Annotated in this window: 14 protein-coding genes; 4 read left to right on the plus strand and 10 right to left on the minus strand. The window is 60.8% G+C overall.

Annotated elements, in window-relative coordinates; genetic code table 11:
- Positions 1 to 69: 69 nt before the first annotated feature.
- From pstB to NPS56_RS05190, 5 genes are all read right to left on the minus strand, one after another.
- Entirely contained in the window at positions 70 to 903 is an 834-nt protein-coding gene (pstB, locus tag NPS56_RS05170; protein WP_008064516.1) for a phosphate ABC transporter ATP-binding protein PstB, read from the minus strand.
- A gap of 172 nt (positions 904 to 1,075) precedes the next feature.
- Positions 1,076 to 2,746 carry a phosphate ABC transporter permease PstA gene (gene pstA / locus NPS56_RS05175; protein WP_274073739.1) on the minus strand — a complete coding sequence of 557 codons (1,671 nt, stop codon included), beginning with the start codon at positions 2,744 to 2,746 and terminating at the stop codon, positions 1,076 to 1,078.
- Between the two features lie 15 nt (positions 2,747 to 2,761).
- Positions 2,762 to 5,044 (minus strand): ABC transporter permease subunit, encoded by a 2,283-nt coding sequence (locus NPS56_RS05180; protein ID WP_274073740.1) that lies wholly within the window; start codon positions 5,042 to 5,044, stop codon positions 2,762 to 2,764.
- A gap of 220 nt (positions 5,045 to 5,264) precedes the next feature.
- Complete coding sequence (locus NPS56_RS05185; protein WP_274073741.1) at positions 5,265 to 6,266, minus strand: phosphate ABC transporter substrate-binding protein PstS; 1,002 nt, start codon at positions 6,264 to 6,266, stop codon at positions 5,265 to 5,267.
- Between the two features lie 232 nt (positions 6,267 to 6,498).
- Positions 6,499 to 7,797 carry an MFS transporter gene (locus NPS56_RS05190; RefSeq protein WP_274073742.1) on the minus strand — a complete coding sequence of 433 codons (1,299 nt, stop codon included), beginning with the start codon at positions 7,795 to 7,797 and terminating at the stop codon, positions 6,499 to 6,501.
- A gap of 360 nt (positions 7,798 to 8,157) precedes the next feature.
- Here NPS56_RS05190 and NPS56_RS05195 point away from each other — a divergent pair, with 360 nt between their 5' ends.
- Both NPS56_RS05195 and NPS56_RS05200 read left to right on the plus strand, forming a co-directional pair.
- Positions 8,158 to 8,562, plus strand: a complete 405-nt coding sequence (locus NPS56_RS05195) for an acyl-CoA thioesterase (RefSeq protein ID WP_007896491.1) — start codon at positions 8,158 to 8,160, stop codon at positions 8,560 to 8,562.
- Positions 8,563 to 8,635: 73 nt separating this feature from the next.
- Positions 8,636 to 9,535, plus strand: a complete 900-nt coding sequence (locus NPS56_RS05200; protein ID WP_274073743.1) for a D-hexose-6-phosphate mutarotase — start codon at positions 8,636 to 8,638, stop codon at positions 9,533 to 9,535.
- A gap of 131 nt (positions 9,536 to 9,666) precedes the next feature.
- On the opposite strand, the gene NPS56_RS05205 is transcribed toward NPS56_RS05200, so the two are convergent.
- The 5 genes from NPS56_RS05205 to NPS56_RS05225 all read right to left on the minus strand — a co-directional run bounded on the left by NPS56_RS05205 (position 9,667) and on the right by NPS56_RS05225 (position 13,465).
- On the minus strand, positions 9,667 to 10,203 hold the full coding sequence (locus NPS56_RS05205) for a DUF3299 domain-containing protein (protein WP_274073744.1): 537 nt from the start codon (positions 10,201 to 10,203) through the stop codon (positions 9,667 to 9,669).
- Between the two features lie 83 nt (positions 10,204 to 10,286).
- Complete coding sequence (locus tag NPS56_RS05210) at positions 10,287 to 10,532, minus strand: GlsB/YeaQ/YmgE family stress response membrane protein (protein WP_045057799.1); 246 nt, start codon at positions 10,530 to 10,532, stop codon at positions 10,287 to 10,289.
- A gap of 112 nt (positions 10,533 to 10,644) precedes the next feature.
- Positions 10,645 to 11,727, minus strand: a complete 1,083-nt coding sequence (locus tag NPS56_RS05215; RefSeq protein WP_180202118.1) for a 5-(carboxyamino)imidazole ribonucleotide synthase — start codon at positions 11,725 to 11,727, stop codon at positions 10,645 to 10,647.
- Between the two features lie 11 nt (positions 11,728 to 11,738).
- Positions 11,739 to 12,230, minus strand: a complete 492-nt coding sequence (gene purE / locus NPS56_RS05220; protein WP_034149342.1) for a 5-(carboxyamino)imidazole ribonucleotide mutase — start codon at positions 12,228 to 12,230, stop codon at positions 11,739 to 11,741.
- 326 nt (positions 12,231 to 12,556) lie between these two features.
- Positions 12,557 to 13,465: a LysR substrate-binding domain-containing protein gene (locus NPS56_RS05225; protein ID WP_046818579.1), complete on the minus strand. Its 909-nt coding sequence runs from the start codon at positions 13,463 to 13,465 to the stop codon at positions 12,557 to 12,559.
- Positions 13,466 to 13,644: 179 nt separating this feature from the next.
- Between NPS56_RS05225 and aspA the strand changes: the two genes are divergently transcribed.
- The gene (gene aspA, locus NPS56_RS05230) at positions 13,645 to 15,069 is read left to right on the plus strand and encodes an aspartate ammonia-lyase (RefSeq protein ID WP_274073745.1); all 1,425 of its coding nucleotides are present in this window, start codon (positions 13,645 to 13,647) and stop codon (positions 15,067 to 15,069) included.
- Positions 15,070 to 15,539: 470 nt separating this feature from the next.
- On the plus strand, positions 15,540 to 16,991 hold the full coding sequence (locus tag NPS56_RS05235; RefSeq protein WP_274073746.1) for an alanine/glycine:cation symporter family protein: 1,452 nt from the start codon (positions 15,540 to 15,542) through the stop codon (positions 16,989 to 16,991).
- Positions 16,992 to 17,041: the final 50 nt, after the last annotated feature.

The following is a 17,041-nucleotide window of genomic DNA, read 5'->3' on the forward strand; positions in this document are numbered from 1 at the left end:
GCTGATTTGAGTCGTTACGCTGAACTGCTTTTACTTGCCGCTTGCAGCTCGAAGCTTGCGGCTGTACGGCTAGCCGTATCGTCCGGTGATGTAGTCTTCGGTCTGCTTCTTCGCCGGATTGGTGAACAGAGTATCGGTGTCGCCGAATTCCACCAGTTTGCCCATGTACATGAACGCCGTGTAGTCGGAAACCCGCGCGGCCTGTTGCATGTTGTGGGTCACGATGACGATGGTGAACTTCGATTTCAGTTCGTAGATCAGCTCTTCGACCTTCAGCGTCGAGATCGGGTCGAGTGCCGAGCAGGGTTCGTCGAGCAACAGCACTTCCGGTTCCACGGCGATGGTGCGGGCGATCACCAAACGTTGTTGCTGACCACCGGACAGGCCCAGTGCCGACTCGTGCAGACGATCTTTGACTTCGTCCCACAAGGCCGCGCCTTTCAATGCCCACTCAACGGCTTCGTCCAGTACGCGCTTCTTGTTGATGCCCTGGATGCGCAGGCCGTAGACCACGTTTTCGTAGATGGTTTTCGGGAACGGGTTCGGCTTCTGGAACACCATGCCGACGCGACGACGCAGCTCGGCCACGTCTTCGCCCTTGCGGTAGATGTTGTTGCCGTACAGGTTGATCGCGCCTTCGACACGGCAACCGTCCACCAGGTCGTTCATGCGGTTGAAGGTGCGCAGCAGCGTCGACTTGCCGCAGCCGGACGGGCCGATGAAGGCGGTCACGCGCTGTTTCGGGATGTTCATGCTGACGTCGTACAGCGCTTGTTTGTCGCCGTAGAACAGGCTCAGGCCCGGCACTTCGATGGCTACGGTTTCCTGCTCGAGGCTCAGGCTCTGTTTGTCGCGACCCAGGGCCGACATGTTGATGCCGTGGGTATGTGCTTCGTGCTGCATGGGAGGCTCCCTGTGCTAACAAATTCGGTTCGGGGCCGCAGGCCGGGCCTGCGGGTTACTCAAATTCTGTGTGTTGCGCCGGTCCCCTGTAGGAGCTGGCTTGCCAGCGAAGGCGTACTCACTGACGCCAAAAGCTTCGCTGGCAAGCCAGCTCCTACAGGGGCCGCGGTGATTAGCTATCCAGCGCCTTGTACTTCTCGCGCAGGTGGTTACGGATGTACACCGCCGACAGGTTCAACGTGGCGATCACCAGCACCAGCAGCAGCGCCGTGGCATACACCAGCGGCCGCGCGGCTTCGACGTTCGGGCTCTGGAAGCCGACGTCATAGATGTGGAAGCCCAGGTGCATGATCTTCTGGTCCAGGTGCAGGTACGGGTAGTTGCCATCCACCGGCAGCGACGGCGCCAGTTTCACCACACCCACCAGCATCAGCGGCGCCACTTCACCGGCGGCGCGGGCCACGGCGAGGATCATGCCGGTCATCATCGCCGGGCTGGCCATTGGCAGCACGATCTTCCACAAGGTTTCCGCCTTGGTCGCGCCGAGGGCCAACGAGCCTTCGCGCACGGTGCGAGGAATCCGCGCCAGGCCTTCTTCGGTGGCCACGATCACCACCGGCACCGCCAACAGCGCCAGGGTCAACGAAGCCCACATCAAGCCCGGTGTACCGAAGGTCGGCGCCGGTAAGGCTTCAGGGAAGAACAACCGGTCGAGCGAGCCACCCAGCACATAGACGAAGAAGCCCAAGCCGAACACGCCGTAAACGATCGCCGGAACACCCGCCAGGTTGTTCACCGCAATACGGATCACCCGGGTCAGCGTGTTCTGCTTGGCGTATTCGCGCAGGTACACCGCCGCCAGCACGCCGAACGGGGTCACGATCATCGCCATGATCAGGGTCATCATCACGGTGCCGAAGATCGCCGGGAAAATCCCGCCTTCGGTGTTGGCTTCACGCGGGTCGTCGCTCAGGAATTCCCAGACCTTGCTGAAGTAGAAACCGATCTTGGTGAAGGTGCCCATGGCGTTCGGCTGGTAGGCGTGAACCACTTTACCCAGGCCGATTTCGATTTCCTTGCCGTTGGCATCGCGGGCGGTGAGGCTGTCGCGGTTGAACTGCGCGTGCAGGTCACCCAGGCGTGCTTCGATGTCCTGATAACGGGCATTGAGTTCGGCGCGATCGGATTCCATGTCCGCTTGCGCGGCCGCGTCGAGCTTGCCGTCCAGCTCCAGTTTGCGACCGTGCAAGCGGATCCGCTCGAGACCGGCGTTGATCGCGCCGATATCGGTTTTTTCCAGGGTCTTGAGTTGCGCGGCCAGTTGATTCACGCGGTTGATCCGCGCCTGCAGCTCAGGCCATGCAGCCTCGCCCTCGGCAATGACCTTGCCGTCCTGCTTGACGTTGACCAGGTAGCCGTAGAAATTGCCCCACTCGCGGCGCTCGATCGCCATCAGCTCTGGCGGTGTCTTCTGGTTGGTCAGCCACTCGCCGACGATCCACGTGAAGTCGTTGCCGTTCAGGTCACGGTTGCCGACCTTGATCAGCTCGCGGGTCATGAACTCCGGGCCATCCTCAGGCACCGGCAGGCCGGCGCTCTTCAGACGTGCACGCGGCACTTCTTCCTTCTGCACCACTTCGCCGACGACCAGGTGATTGGCCTGGCCCGGCACGTCGTAGCTGGCGTGGATCAGGTCCGCCGGCCAGAAGTGACCCAGGCCGCGCACGGCAATCACCGCCAGCAGGCCAATGGTCATGATGACCGCGATGGACACCGCGCCACCGCTGATCCAGACGCCTGGGGCGCCGCTCTTGAACCATCCTTTCAGGGAGTTCTGTTTCACAGACTTCTACCTTTCTTAAAGCGACGAGTATTTCTTGCGCAGACGCTGACGAATCAGTTCTGCGAGGGTGTTCATGACGAAGGTGAACAGCAACAGCACCAACGCCGAGAGGAACAGCACGCGGTAGTGGCTGCCGCCGACTTCCGACTCCGGCATTTCCACCGCGACGTTGGCGGCGAGGGTACGCAGGCCTTCGAACAGGTTCATTTCCATGACCGGGGTGTTACCGGTGGCCATCAACACGATCATGGTTTCACCGACCGCACGGCCCATGCCGATCATCAGTGCCGAGAAGATGCCCGGGCTGGCGGTGAGAATCACTACGCGAGTCATGGTCTGCCACGGCGTTGCACCAAGGGCCAGGGAGCCCAGGGTCAGGCCACGGGGCACGCTGAACACGGCGTCTTCGGCGATGGAGTAGATGTTCGGGATGACCGCGAAGCCCATGGCCAGGCCGACCACCAGTGCGTTGCGCTGGTCGTAGGTAATCCCCAGGTCGTGGGAGATCCACATGCGCATGTCGCCGCCGAAGAACCAGTTTTCCATGAACGGGCTCATGTACAGTGACAACCAGCCCACGAACAGGATCACCGGAATCAGCAGCGCACTTTCCCAGCCATCCGGGACTTTCAGGCGGATCGACTCAGGCAGGCGGCTGAAGGTGAAACCGGCGACCAGGATGCCGATCGGCAGCAGCATCAGCAGGCTGAAGATGCCCGGCAAGTGCCCTTCTACATATGGCGCGAGGAACAGGCCCGCGAAGAAACCGAGGATCACCGTCGGCATCGCTTCCATCAGCTCGATCACCGGCTTGACCTTGCGGCGCATGCCCGGGGCCATGAAGTACGCGGTGTAGATCGCAGCCGCGACGGCCAGTGGCGCGGCCAGCAGCATGGCGTAGAACGCGGCCTTGAGGGTACCGAAGGTCAGTGGCGACAGGCTCAGTTTCGGTTCGAAGTCGGTGTTGGCAGCGGTCGATTGCCAGACGTATTTAGGCTCGTCGTAGTTTTCGTACCAGACCTTGCTCCACAACGCGCTCCACGACACTTCCGGATGCGGGTTGTCGAGCAGCAACGGTTGCAGCTTGCCGCCGGCTTCGACGATCACGCGGTTAGCCCGTGGCGACAGACCGAAAACGCCCTGGCCTTCGACCACCTGGTCGACCAGCAAGGTACGGTGCGCGGTGCTGTGGAACACACCGAGCTTGCCGGCGGCATCGAGGGCAACGAAGCCCTTGCGGCGCTCCTCAGCGGTGATTTCAACGATAGGCGTGGTGCCCATCTGGAAGGTACGAATCTGCTTCAGGCGCTGCTCGCCATCCGGGTCGCGAGCCATGAACCACTGGGCCAGGCCACCCTTGGAGTCGCCGAGGATCAGCGAGATGCCACCCACCAGTTGGGTACTGGCGGTGATTTGCGCTTCGCCGTCTTCCAGCAGTTTGTAGCGACCGTTGAGGCTCTTGTCGCGCAGGCTGAACACATCGGCCTGGGCGCGACCGTTGATCACGTACAACCATTGCTGGCGCGGGTCGACGAAGATGTTCTTCACCGGCTCGGTCATCTGCGGCAGGTCGATGCGCTTCTGCTCGTTGGTGATCTCGCCGGTCATCATGTTTTCTTCGCTGGTGAGCGACAGAACATTGAGTTGCGAACCGGTGGCACCGACCAGCATCAGGGTCGAATCGTTGGCGTTGAGGCTGACGTGCTCCAGGGCACCGCCGGCTTCATTCAGCGCGATTGGCGTTTCGCCGTACGGGTACTCGATGGCCGGCGTAATGGTTTTCTTGCCGTCCGGGTAGCTGACTTTGTAGGTGTGACGGAATACCAGTGCCTGGCCGTTGGAGAAACCCACCGCCACCAGTGGTTGACCTGGCTGGTCGTCACCAATCGACGTCACAGTGGCACCCACCGGGACCGGCAGATCGACGCGTTTGAGTTCAGCGCCATTGTCGATATCGAAAAACAGTGCCTGGCCCTTGTCGGAAACCCGCATGGCGACCTGGTTCTGCTCTTCCAGGGAGATCATCAACGGCTTGCCGGCGTCTTGCATCCACGCCGGCGTAATGGCGTCGCTGGACGTCAGGCTGGCACCCTGGAACAGGGGCGCAACGACGTAGGCGAGGAAGAAAAAGATCAGGGTGATCGCACCGAGAACGGCAAGGCCGCCCACCAGGACGTACCAGCGGGTCAGGCGATCCTTGAGCGCGCGGATGCGGCGCTTGCGTTGCAGCTCAGGCGTATTGAAATCAATTCGCTTGGGGGGATTTGTAGTCATTGTGGAATTGGCCAGATCATTCATTCGCACACCCTAGCGATCCTGTATGACAGAAAGATGACAGTGCAGTGACGCAACAAATCCGCCGCCTGGTGAAACCGGCAGCGGAGCGAGAATTTGGGGGTTGTGTAGGAGCGAGCTTGCTCGCGAAGAGGGTACATCCGACACATTTTCTGTGCCTGACCTAGCTTCGCGAGCAAGCTCGCTCCTACACAGGTCCGGGGCGCGCCCCGGACCTAGGGTTTTACTTTTTTGCGACTTCTGCGCCGCCTTCCTGCAGACCCAGGTCAGCCAGTGCTTTTGCTGCAACCTTGGCTGGCAGCGGGATGTAGCCGTCTTTCACCACGACTTCCTGGCCCTGCTTGGACAGAACCAGCTTCACGAACTCGGCTTCCAGCGGGGCCAGAGGCTTGTTCGGGGCCTTGTTGACGTAGACGTACAGGAAGCGCGACAGCGGGTACTTGCCGTTCAGGGCGTTTTCTTCGGTGTCTTCGATGAACTCGCCGCCTTCTTTCTTGGACAGGGCAACGGTTTTCACGCTGGCAGTCTTGTAGCCGATGCCCGAGTAGCCGACGCCGTTAAGCGAGCTGCTGATCGACTGCACAACCGAAGCCGAACCTGGCTGTTCGTTGACGTTTGGCTTGAAGTCGCCTTTGCACAGGGCTTCTTCCTTGAAGTAGCCGTAAGTACCGGATACCGAGTTACGACCGAACAGTTGAAGGGGCTTGTTGGCCAGGTCACCGGTCACGCCCAGGTCACCCCAGGTCTTGACGTCGGTCTTGGCGCCGCACAGGCGAGTCGAGGAGAAAATCGCGTCGACCTGAGCCATGGTCAGGCCCTTGATCGGGTTGTCCTTGTGCACGAATACAGCCAAGGCGTCCACGGCAACCGGGATAGCGGTTGGCTTGTAGCCATACTTGGTTTCGAAGGCTTGCAGCTCGTTGTCCTTCATCTTGCGGCTCATCGGGCCCAGGTTAGCGGTGCCTTCGGTCAGCGCAGGTGGCGCGGTAGACGAACCGGCGGCCTGAATCTGGATGTTGACGTTCGGGTATTCTTTTTTGTAGTTCTCGGCCCAGAGGGTCATGAGGTTGGCCAGGGTATCGGAACCGACGCTGGACAGGTTGCCCGACACACCAGTGGTCTTGGTGTAGCTCGGGATAGCAGGGTCAACAGCGGCAACCGCGTTGGCAGTCGCAACGCCAGCAGCGACAAAAGTCATTGCCGCCATCAAACGCTTCAGTTTCATGCCTTACTCCTAGCAGATAGGGTGTGTTATTCGGGGCCAAGTATCAGCAGGCCGTGTGAACACTCTATGGCTGAAATATGACAATTGGATGAAAGGCCAGTATTCGAGTTTTTAGAACATGATTTATGGCGCCCCAATCGCCAGCAGGCTGGCTCCCACATTGGAATGCATTTCAATGTGGGAGCCAGCCTGCTGGCGATTGGGACGGTACAGACGATAGGAAAGTCGAAAATTATCGACCCTTCTTCCACAGATAAGCACCCACCAGAATCCCGACTCCGCAAAGCACCGCCACATAATAGGCAGGCCCCATCGGGCTCTCCTTGAGCAACAGGCTGACGATCATCGGCGTCAACCCACCGAAAATCGCATAGGCCACGTTGTAGGAGAACGACAGGCCGCTGAAACGCACCACCGGCGGGAACGCCTTGACCATCACGTACGGCACCGCACCGATGGTGCCCACCAGCAGGCCGGTCAGGGCGTACAGCGGGAACAACCAGTCAGGATGGTCGGCCAGGCTGTGATAGAAGGTCCAGGAACTGGCCAGCAATGCCGTGCAACCGACCACGAACACGCGCCCCGCGCCAAAACGATCCGCCAGGGCGCCGGCAATGATGCAGCCAATGCTCAGGAACACGATGGCCACACTGTTGGACTGCAACGAGATGGTTGGCGAGAAGTGGTAGACCGTCTGCAGCACGGTCGGGGTCATCAGGATCAACACCACGATGGCGGCGGACAACAGCCAGGTCAGCAGCATCGAAATGGCAATCGCGCCACGATGGTCACGCAGCACCGCACGCAATGGCACTTCTTCGGCCAGGGCCTTGCGCTGTTGCAGCTCTGCAAACACCGGAGTTTCGTGCAGCCAGCGGCGCAGGTACACCGAGAACAGACCAAACACGCCACCCAACAGGAATGGGATCCGCCAGGCGTAATCCGCCACTTCAACCGGGGTATAGACGCTGTTGATCGCCGTGGCGACCAGCGAACCCAGGAGGATGCCCGCCGTCAGGCCGCTGGTCAGGGTGCCGCAGGCATAACCGACATGCCGCTGCGGGACGTGTTCAGAAACGAAGACCCAGGCACCCGGCACTTCGCCGCCAATCGCCGCGCCCTGGATCACCCGCATCAGCAGCAACAGGATCGGCGCCCACATGCCGATCTGCGCATAAGTCGGCAGCAGGCCCATGATCAGGGTCGGCACCGCCATCATGAAGATGCTCAGGGTGAACATCTTCTTGCGCCCCAGCAGGTCGCCGAAGTGCGCCATCACGATGCCGCCCAGCGGTCGCGCCAGGTAACCGGCGGCGAAGATGCCGAAGGTCTGCATCAGGCGCAGCCACTCGGGCATGTCCGCCGGGAAGAACAGCTTGCCCACCACCGTGGCGAAGAACACGAAGATGATGAAATCGTAGAATTCCAGCGCCCCGCCCAGGGCCGACAGCGATAGCGTCTTGTAATCGTTGCGGGTCAGCGGACGTGCGGATTGGGAAGGCTGCGCGATACTCGAGGGCGCTGTGGTCATGGCAAGGGCTTCTCTTATAGTCAGGTCTGCCGCCCCAACAACGCTGGCAAGGGCTCGGGCAGGACCGGCACGATAGCAAATTGTTCGAAAAAGCACATAGAGGCGCGTATTTGATGGTCAAAATGAGAACCCGACGGTCGTATCGGAGTCTACCGACCGATATACTCGCAAGTGAGCGATAGCTAACAAGGGTTGCTGTGCGAAAACGCCTCAGGTTCACAGGCGATTTCGCAGAGTTTCCCTTTAGGCGCCTTACGAAAAACGTGACGAACGCAGTATGTTCGGGGATGAATCGTTTTTCCGAGACGGCTATTCACCCGCTATACCTACGAAGAGTCACGGGTCAGAGGCACCCCCGGCATGATAGAGCTCGAACAAGAAGATCCGATCCCGCAAGGCGACCTGGCCCTGCAAATCACCGCGCTTCCTCGCGAAACCAACGGCTTTGGCGATATTTTCGGCGGCTGGCTGGTGGCGCAGATGGATTTGGCCGGTACCGCGATGGCCAGCAAGGTGGCCGGCGGTCGCGTGGCCACTGTCGCGATCGACCGCATGGCCTTCCTGGTTCCGGTCGCCGTGGGCGCCCAGCTCTCCTTTTATACCCAGGCCCTGGAAATCGGCCGCAGCTCGATCCAGATGATGGTCGAGGTCTGGAGCGACGATCCACTGTCCAGCGAATGGCGCAAAGTCACTGAAGCGGTGTTCGTGTTTGTCGCCATCGATGGCAGCGGCCGTACCCGTTCTGTTCCGCCCCGGGCTCGTTAAAACCCGGCTGCGTTAAACCCGCCAGGCGTTTTGCGGTCCATTGCAGTCATTGTTACTGATCGAGAGCTGTCCCATGAGCACGCCCAACGTTGAAGCCGTCAAACTGGATGAACTGAACTGCTGGCGCATCCGCCACGGTCAGGCCGAATTGCTGGTGGCCCAGCAAGGTGCGCACATCCTCAGCTATCAATTGGCTGGGCAACCGCCGCTGATCTGGCTCAACGACGAGGCCGTGTTCAAGGCCGGCAAAAGCATCCGCGCCGGCGTGCCGGTGTGCTGGCCGTGGTTCGGCAACCTGGCGCGCAACCCGCAGAGCGTCCAGGCGATGCGCGTCAGCAACGAACCCGCCACTGCCCATGGGCTGGTGCGGACGATGGACTGGGAGTTGGGCGGCATCGAGGCCGAGGGTGAAAGCCTGAAGATCGAATTCCTCTTGCCCTGCCCCGAAGACGGCTTGCCAGGCTGGCCACACCAGGTCGACCTGAAGTTGAGCATTCGTCTGGATGAGCAGCTGCATATCAGCCTGACCAGCCACAACCAGGGCACCGACACCGTTACGATCAGCCAGGCGCTGCACAGCTATTTCGCGGTCAGCGATGTGCGCGAAGTGCATGTCGAAGGGCTGGACGGCTTGAGCTATATCGAGACCCTGGACGACTGGAAAACCGTGACCCAGTCCGGTGACTTGCGCTTTACCGGCGAAACCGATCGCATCTACCTCGATACACCGAGCCGGCTGAGCATTGTCGACCCGGCCTGGGAGCGGCGAATCGAGCTGACCAGTACCGGCTCACGTTCAGCAGTGATCTGGAACCCGTGGACCGAACGCGCCGCGGCATTCAGCGACATGGCCGACGATGGCTGGCAGCGCATGCTGTGCATTGAAACGGCGAATGTCTTGGGGGATGTGGTGACTTTGGCACCGGGTGCCAGCCACACCTTGGGCGTAAGCATCGGTAGCAAATCTCTGTAACACTACAAAACCAATGTGGGAGCGGGCTTGCTCGCGAAGTGGGAGTGTCAGTTGACATAAATGTTGCCTGACACATCGCCTTCGCGAGCAAGCCCGCTCCCACATTTGGCTGTGCCATGCCAACCGGCGAGTTACAAATCCGACTCCTGCACCACCCTCACCTTCGCCGCATCCAGCGCATAGGCCGCATCCGCCAGGTCATTGCTGACCTTCTCGATCTTCAGCGTGCCGGTCACCCACAGCGGCGTGTAGATATCCTCCAGCTTCAAGCCCTTGGGATAACGCACCAGCACCAGTTGATTGGGTGGCGGAGGTGGAACGTGGATGCAGGCGCCCGGGTAAGGCACCAGGAAAAACAAGGTGCTACGGCCCTTGGCGTCAGACTCCAGCGGTACCGGGTAACCACCGATACGGATGTCCTTGTCGTTCATCGACGCTACGGTCCTGGTCGAATACATCACCGCGGGCAAACCCTTGCTCTGCTTCATGCCACCTTTTTCAGTGAAGGTGCCATTGGCTTCCGGGGAGTCGTGGTCGATTTCGGGCATGGCCTCGAGGGCTTTCTGGTCCGACTTGGGCATCAGTTCGAGCCAGTCGGTTTCCGGCAGCTCGCCGGCATGGGCAAGGCCCGTACTCAGTAAAACAAGAGTCAGCAGAAGACGGCGCATGAAAATGCTCGGTAGGGATATGGAAATCGCCGAGCATTCTAGTCCTCCCGGGCTGCGCCGCCGAGAGGACTTTGTCGCTTGAATCAGTTCTTTTTGATCAGGCCGTAGATCACCAGCAAGATGACGGCGCCCACCAGCGCCCCGAGGAAGCCTGCACCTTCGCCCGCCTGGTAGAAACCCAGGGCCTGGCCGCCATAAGTAGCCGCCAGCGAACCGCCAATACCGAGCAGGATGGTCATGATCCAGCCCATGCTGTCATCGCCCGGTTTGAGGAAGCGTGCCAGCAGGCCGACGATCAAGCCGATAAAGATGGTTCCGATGATTCCCATGGCATTTCCCTCTGATTTGGTTGGTTATGCGAAAGCCTAGTCAGACTTTGGCATCCTGCCATGAGAGAACGGCGGCCCCTGAATGGTTCCGCCGCTGCCACATGAAACTGTTTTACTCGGCGATGAGCGCTTCGACCTTGAGGATCTGCGCGGCGAGGGTTTCGCGATCTGCACAACGCAGGTTGGCGTGACCGACCTTGCGGCCGACCTTGAACGCCTTGCCGTAGTGGTGCAGATGGCAATCAGCAATGGCCAGGACTTTTTCAGTCTCCGGCACTTTACCGATGAAGTTGAGCATCGCGCTTTCGCCGACCTTGGCGGTCGAACCCAGCGGCAGGCCGGCGACCGCCCGCAGGTGGTTTTCGAACTGGCTGCACTCGGCGCCTTCGGTGGTCCAGTGCCCGGAGTTGTGCACACGAGGGGCGATTTCGTTGGCCTTCAGGCCGCCGTCGACTTCAAAGAACTCGAACGCCATCACGCCCACATAATTCAGCTGCTTGAGCACTCGGCTGGAGTAATCCTCGGCCAAGGCCTGCAACGGGTGGTCGGTGCTGGCCACGGACAGCTTGAGGATGCCGCTGTCGTGGGTGTTGTGCACCAGCGGGTAGAACCTGGTTTCGCCATCGCGGGCACGCACGGCGATCAGCGAGACTTCGCCGGTGAAGGGTACGAAGCCTTCCAGCAGGCAAGCCACACTGCCCAGTTCGGCGAAGGTACCCACGACATCTTCCGGTGTGCGCAGGACTTTCTGGCCCTTGCCGTCGTAACCCAGGGTGCGGGTTTTCAGTACGGCGGGCAGGCCGATGGAAGCCACGGCGGCGTCGAGGTCAGCCTGAGACTGGATGTCGGCAAATGCCGGGGTCGGAATCCCCAGGTCCTTGAACATGCTCTTTTCGAACCAGCGATCACGGGCGATGCGCAGGGCTTCGGCGCTCGGGTAAACCGGCACGAACTGCGACAGGAACGCCACGGTTTCCGCCGGGACGCTCTCGAATTCGAAGGTCACCAGATCGACCTCATCAGCCAGCTGACGCAGGTGATCCTGATCGCCGTAATCGGCCCGCAGGTGTTCGCCCAACGCGGCGGCGCAAGCGTCCGGCGCCGGGTCGAGGAAAGCGAAGTTCATGCCCAGCGGAGTGCCCGCCAGCGCCAACATGCGACCCAACTGGCCGCCACCGATTACACCGATCTTCATCGTCAACAACCTCAGGCGATGCGTGGGTCTGGATTTTCCAGGACGCTGTCTGTCTGCTCAGCACGGAAGGTTTTCAGTACTTCGTGGAACTGCGGGTGCTTGGCGCCCAGGATACTCGCCGACAGCAGGGCTGCGTTGATCGCACCGGCCTTGCCGATGGCCAGGGTGGCGACCGGAATACCTGCTGGCATCTGCACGATCGAGAGCAGCGAATCGACGCCCGAGAGCATCGCCGACTGCACCGGCACGCCCAGCACCGGAAGGTGGGTCTTGGCCGCACACATGCCAGGCAAGTGGGCTGCGCCACCGGCACCGGCGATGATCACCTCGATGCCACGCGCCTCGGCTTCTTCAGCGTACTGGAAGAGCAGGTCCGGGGTGCGGTGGGCAGAGACCACTTTCACCTCGTAGGGGATGCCGAGCTTTTCCAGCATATCGGCGGTGTGGCTAAGGGTGGACCAATCGGACTTGGAGCCCATGATCACGCCAACCAATGCACTCATCGTCGTGCCTCTTCTCTCTGGGCGCCCGCAGGCGCATCAAAAAACAACAAGCCACGCAAAATGCGTGGCTTGATTGTACGAATTATGGCCGGTCGTAACCGGCCGAAGGCCGCGCAGTATACCTCAATACAGCAGATAAACAGCCCCTGTTGCGACCATCTGTCATACGGCGCAAAGTCCCGGTTTTATTGACTCCCAGGTCAATGGAATACAGCACAAATCTCCTGTGGGAGCGGGCTTGCTCGCGAAAGCGGTGGGTCAGTCAACATCAATGCTGCCTGACATACCGCATTCGCGAGCAAGCCCACATTTGAGTTTCCGCGGTCTCAGGTACTTTGGGCAGCGCCACCTTCCAGCTTGCGCCACAACAACCGCACGTTCGCCTTGCGTACCAACGCGCAGCGGTACAAACGGATCTCCAGCGGCACATGCCATTGCGGGCCACCGCACACCACCAGTTCACCGCGCGCCAGCTCGGCGCGCACACTCAGTTGCGGCACCCAGGCAATCCCCAGCCCTTCCAGCGCCATGCTCTTGAGGCTATCGGCCATGGCGGTTTCATACACCGTGGTAAAGCGCAGCGCGCGTTGGCGCAGCAAACCGTTCACCGAACGCCCGAGAAACGCTCCCGCGCTGTAGGCCAGCAACGGCACGCTGGCCTCGCCCTCCAGATCGAACAGGGGCTTGCCCTGCTCATCTGCCGCGCACACCGGGAGCATTTCGGTATGCCCAAGGTGCAGGGAAGGAAAGATCTCAGGGTCCATCTGCATGGCGGCATCCGGATCGTAGAACGCCAGCATCAGGTCGCATCCGCCTTCCCGCAGCGCGTGCACGGCGTCGCCGACGTTGGTCGCCACCAGCCGTGTAGCGATGTTCAACCCTTCATTGCGCAGTTGCGCGATCCAGCGCGGGAAAAAACCCAGTGCCAGTGAGTGCGCCGCCGCGACCTGCATCACTTCGCCCTGCCCGCCTTCCAGATGATGCAGGTGTCGCAGCACTTCACCGAGCTGCTCGACCACGGTGCGCGCGGTGACCAGGAACAGCTGGCCCGCCGCCGTCAGCTCCACCGGCGTGCGCGAGCGGTTGACCAAGGTGAGCCCCAGCGCGGCTTCAAGACTACGGATCCTGCGGCTGAAGGCCGGTTGAGTCACGAAACGGCGTTCCGCTGCCTGGGAGAAACTGCGGGTGGCGGCCAGGGCACTGAAGTCCTCCAGCCATTTACTTTCCAGATTCATCACGTCCTCCCGGAACGCACCAATTTAGGTCACACGCTCACCGCGAACACGGCGTCACATCGACATTATGCCGAATATGCATAGGCCAGTGTTTAATAGCATTGGCCCAAAATTCTCCACAAGCCTAGCATTTGCAGTGTTCCGGCACAGCCCGGGTCCATATTGAGATGATTTCTATCATGTCCTCCGCTGCATCATTCCGCACAGAAAAAGACCTGCTTGGCGTACTCGAAGTACCGGCTCAAGCGTATTACGGCATCCAGACCCTGCGAGCGGTGAACAACTTCCGTCTCTCGGGCGTTCCGATTTCGCATTACCCGAAGCTGGTAGTCGGCCTGGCCATGGTCAAGCAAGCTGCCGCTGACGCCAACCGCGAGCTGGGTCACCTGAGCGAAGCCAAGCACGCTGCCATCAGCGAAGCCTGTGCCCGTCTGATCCGCGGCGATTTCCACGAAGAATTCGTGGTGGACATGATTCAAGGCGGCGCCGGTACTTCCACCAACATGAACGCCAACGAAGTGATTGCCAACATTGCTCTCGAAGCAATGGGTCACGAGAAAGGCGAGTACCAGTACCTGCACCCGAACAACGACGTGAACATGGCGCAGTCGACCAACGACGCCTACCCGACGGCAATTCGCCTGGGTCTGCTCTTGGGTCACGACGCGCTGCTGGCCAGTCTCGACAGCCTGATCCAGTCGTTCGCCGCCAAAGGTGAAGAATTCAGCCACGTCCTGAAGATGGGTCGTACCCAGCTGCAAGACGCCGTGCCGATGACCCTTGGCCAGGAATTCCGCGCCTTCGCCACCACCTTGGGCGAAGACCTGGCACGCCTGAAGACGCTGGCACCCGAACTGCTGACCGAAGTGAACCTGGGCGGCACCGCGATCGGCACCGGCATCAACGCCGACCCGCGTTACCAGCACCTGGCCGTTCAGCGTCTGGCCACCATCAGCGGTCACCCGCTGGTACCGGCGGCCGACCTGATCGAAGCCACCTCGGACATGGGCGCCTTCGTATTGTTCTCCGGCATGCTCAAGCGTACCGCGGTCAAGCTGTCGAAGATCTGCAACGACCTGCGCCTGCTGTCCAGCGGCCCACGCACCGGCATCAACGAAATCAACCTGCCGGCGCGTCAGCCAGGCAGCTCGATCATGCCAGGCAAGGTCAACCCGGTTATCCCGGAAGCCGTGAACCAGGTGGCATTCCAGATCATCGGCAACGACCTGGCCCTGACCATCGCGGCCGAAGGCGGCCAGCTGCAATTGAACGTGATGGAGCCGCTGATCGCCTTCAAGATCTTCGACTCGATCCGCCTGCTGCAACGCGCCATGGACATGCTGCGCGAGCATTGCATCACCGGCATCACCGCCAACGAAGAACGCTGCCGTGAACTGGTCGAGCACTCGATCGGCCTGGTCACCGCGCTGAACCCGTACATCGGTTATGAAAACGCCACCCGCATCGCCCGTATCGCCCTCGAAAGCGGCCGCGGCGTGCTGGAACTGGTGCGTGAAGAAGGCCTGCTCGACGACGCCATGCTCGCCGACATCCTGCGCCCGGAAAACATGATTGCCCCGCGTCTGGTCCCGCTTAAAGCCTGACCATCGTTGTAATACCGCTCACCAGGTCGAGGGACTAGACACCTCTCACCTTTTGAGGGCTTGGAGATCATTCTCCAGGCCCTTTTTTTTACTCGGAACTTGTGGTGCTTTTGCTGGCCTTTTCGCTGGCAAGCCAGCGCCTACAAGGACAGGGTGAACACCAACCACCTGTAGAAGCTGGCTTGCCAGCGAAGAGGCCCTCAAGACCCTTCGAAATCCCCTTCGTTTCACCGCATGCACCACAACCGTGCAGACGGACGGCACTCTCATCGGTATAGTGCCGCCCCTCTTCGCGTAGGCGGTCGTCGGTAGCGAGACCACAACCCGTGCGAAACCCGAACTAATAACAAACCCGCGATATGAAACCGGGACGAACATCGACCCACCTGTTGTGCCGTGCGCCCGCTGGTGTAACGCGATGTTTCTGTCCGGCCAGCATCTGCCCCCACAAAAAACAGCGAGGAATATCCATGCTCGAAGTCATCAACGACTTCCTCTCCGGCAAAGTACTGATCGTGCTCATTGTCGGGCTCGGTAGCTACTTCACGATCCGCTCGCGTTTCGTTCAATTGCGTCACTTCTTCCATATGTTCGCGGTCTTCCGCGACAGCCTCAAAAGCAGCGCCGGTCAACTTAGCTCGTTCCAGGCCTTGATGCTCAGCCTGGCCGGGCGTGTCGGTGCAGGCAACATTGCCGGTGTCGGCATTGCCGTGACACTGGGTGGCCCCGGTGCCGTGTTCTGGATGTGGGTGACCGCACTGGTCGGCATGTCGAGCAGCTTCTTCGAATGCTCCCTCGGCCAGCTCTACAAGCGCTGCGACAGCGAAGGCCAGTTCCGTGGCGGCCCTTCCTACTACATCCAGCACGGCCTGCAAAAGCGCTGGCTGGGGATGATCATGGCGTTCCTGCTGCTGGTTACCTTCGGCTTCGCCTTCAACGGCCTGCAATCCCATGCCGTGACCCACTCTCTGAACAACGCGTTCGGCCTCGACACCACCTGGACCGGCCTTGGCCTGGCCGTGCTGCTGGGCCTGGTGTTCATCGGCGGGATCAAGCGCATCGCCAAGGTCGCTGACCTGCTGGTACCGGTGAAGACCCTGGTGTACATCGGCGTGACCATCTACGTGATCGTGCTGCAGTTCGATCAGGTGCCGGGCATGCTGATGACCATCGTCAAGAGCGCCTTCGGCCTGGACCAGGCGTTTGGCGGCCTGATCGGCAGCGCCATCATCATGGGAGTCAAGCGCGGCGTGTTCGCCAACGAGGCCGGCCTTGGCAGCGCGCCGAACGTGGCCGCGGTGGCTGCGGTCGAGCATCCGGTCGCACAAGGGGTGGTCCAGGCGTTCAGTGTGTTCCTTGACACCTTCGTGATCTGCACCTGCACGGCCTTGCTGATCCTGCTGTCGGGCTTCTATACCCCGGGTTTCGAAGGCGACGGCATAGCCCTGACCCAGAACTCCCTCGCCGCCGTGGTCGGTGACTGGGGCCGGATGTTCATTTCCGTGGCGCTGGCGTTGTTCGTGTTCACCTCGATCCTCTACAACTACTACCTGGGCGAGAGCAACCTGCGCTTCCTGATCGGTGAAAACCGCAAGGCACTGATGGGCTACCGTGCGCTGGTGCTGGTCCTGATTTTCTGGGGCGCCATCGAAAACCTCGGGACCGTGTTCGCCTTTGCCGACATCACCATGACGATGCTGGCGTTCGTCAACCTGATCGCGCTGTTCCTGCTGTTCAAGGTCGGCATGCGCATCCTGCGTGACTACGATGACCAGCGCGCGGCCGGGATCAAGACCCCGGTGTTCGACTCGAGCAAGTTCCCCGACCTGGACCTGGATCGCCAGGCCTGGCCAGCCAATCCGCCAGCCGTCATCACCAAGGCTGAAGCCGAGTCACAGGGCGTGCCCGCAGCGCAACGCTGATCGGTTAAAGTGCGTTATCCCTTGTGGTAGCGGGCTTGCTCGCGAAAGCG

The sequence above is a fragment of the Pseudomonas putida genome (assembly GCF_028682635.1).
Taxonomy (GTDB): Bacteria; Pseudomonadota; Gammaproteobacteria; order Pseudomonadales; family Pseudomonadaceae; genus Aquipseudomonas; species Aquipseudomonas putida_AE.

Bases quoted from the DNA above. Each gene is read 5' to 3' on its own strand.
- pstB (WP_008064516.1), bottom strand. From the start codon at position 903: ATGCAGCACGAAGCACATACCCACGGCATCAACATGTCGGCCCTGGGT.
- NPS56_RS05180 (WP_274073740.1), bottom strand. From the start codon at position 5,044: ATGAATGATCTGGCCAATTCCACAATGACTACAAATCCCCCCAAGCGA.
- NPS56_RS05185 (WP_274073741.1), bottom strand. From the start codon at position 6,266: ATGAAACTGAAGCGTTTGATGGCGGCAATGACTTTTGTCGCTGCTGGC.
- NPS56_RS05190 (WP_274073742.1), bottom strand. From the start codon at position 7,797: ATGACCACAGCGCCCTCGAGTATCGCGCAGCCTTCCCAATCCGCACGT.
- NPS56_RS05195 (WP_007896491.1), top strand. From the start codon at position 8,158: ATGATAGAGCTCGAACAAGAAGATCCGATCCCGCAAGGCGACCTGGCC.
- NPS56_RS05200 (WP_274073743.1), top strand. From the start codon at position 8,636: ATGAGCACGCCCAACGTTGAAGCCGTCAAACTGGATGAACTGAACTGC.
- NPS56_RS05205 (WP_274073744.1), bottom strand. From the start codon at position 10,203: ATGCGCCGTCTTCTGCTGACTCTTGTTTTACTGAGTACGGGCCTTGCC.
- NPS56_RS05210 (WP_045057799.1), bottom strand. From the start codon at position 10,532: ATGGGAATCATCGGAACCATCTTTATCGGCTTGATCGTCGGCCTGCTG.
- NPS56_RS05215 (WP_180202118.1), bottom strand. From the start codon at position 11,727: ATGAAGATCGGTGTAATCGGTGGCGGCCAGTTGGGTCGCATGTTGGCG.
- purE (WP_034149342.1), bottom strand. From the start codon at position 12,230: ATGAGTGCATTGGTTGGCGTGATCATGGGCTCCAAGTCCGATTGGTCC.
- NPS56_RS05225 (WP_046818579.1), bottom strand. From the start codon at position 13,465: ATGAATCTGGAAAGTAAATGGCTGGAGGACTTCAGTGCCCTGGCCGCC.
- aspA (WP_274073745.1), top strand. From the start codon at position 13,645: ATGTCCTCCGCTGCATCATTCCGCACAGAAAAAGACCTGCTTGGCGTA.
- NPS56_RS05235 (WP_274073746.1), top strand. From the start codon at position 15,540: ATGCTCGAAGTCATCAACGACTTCCTCTCCGGCAAAGTACTGATCGTG.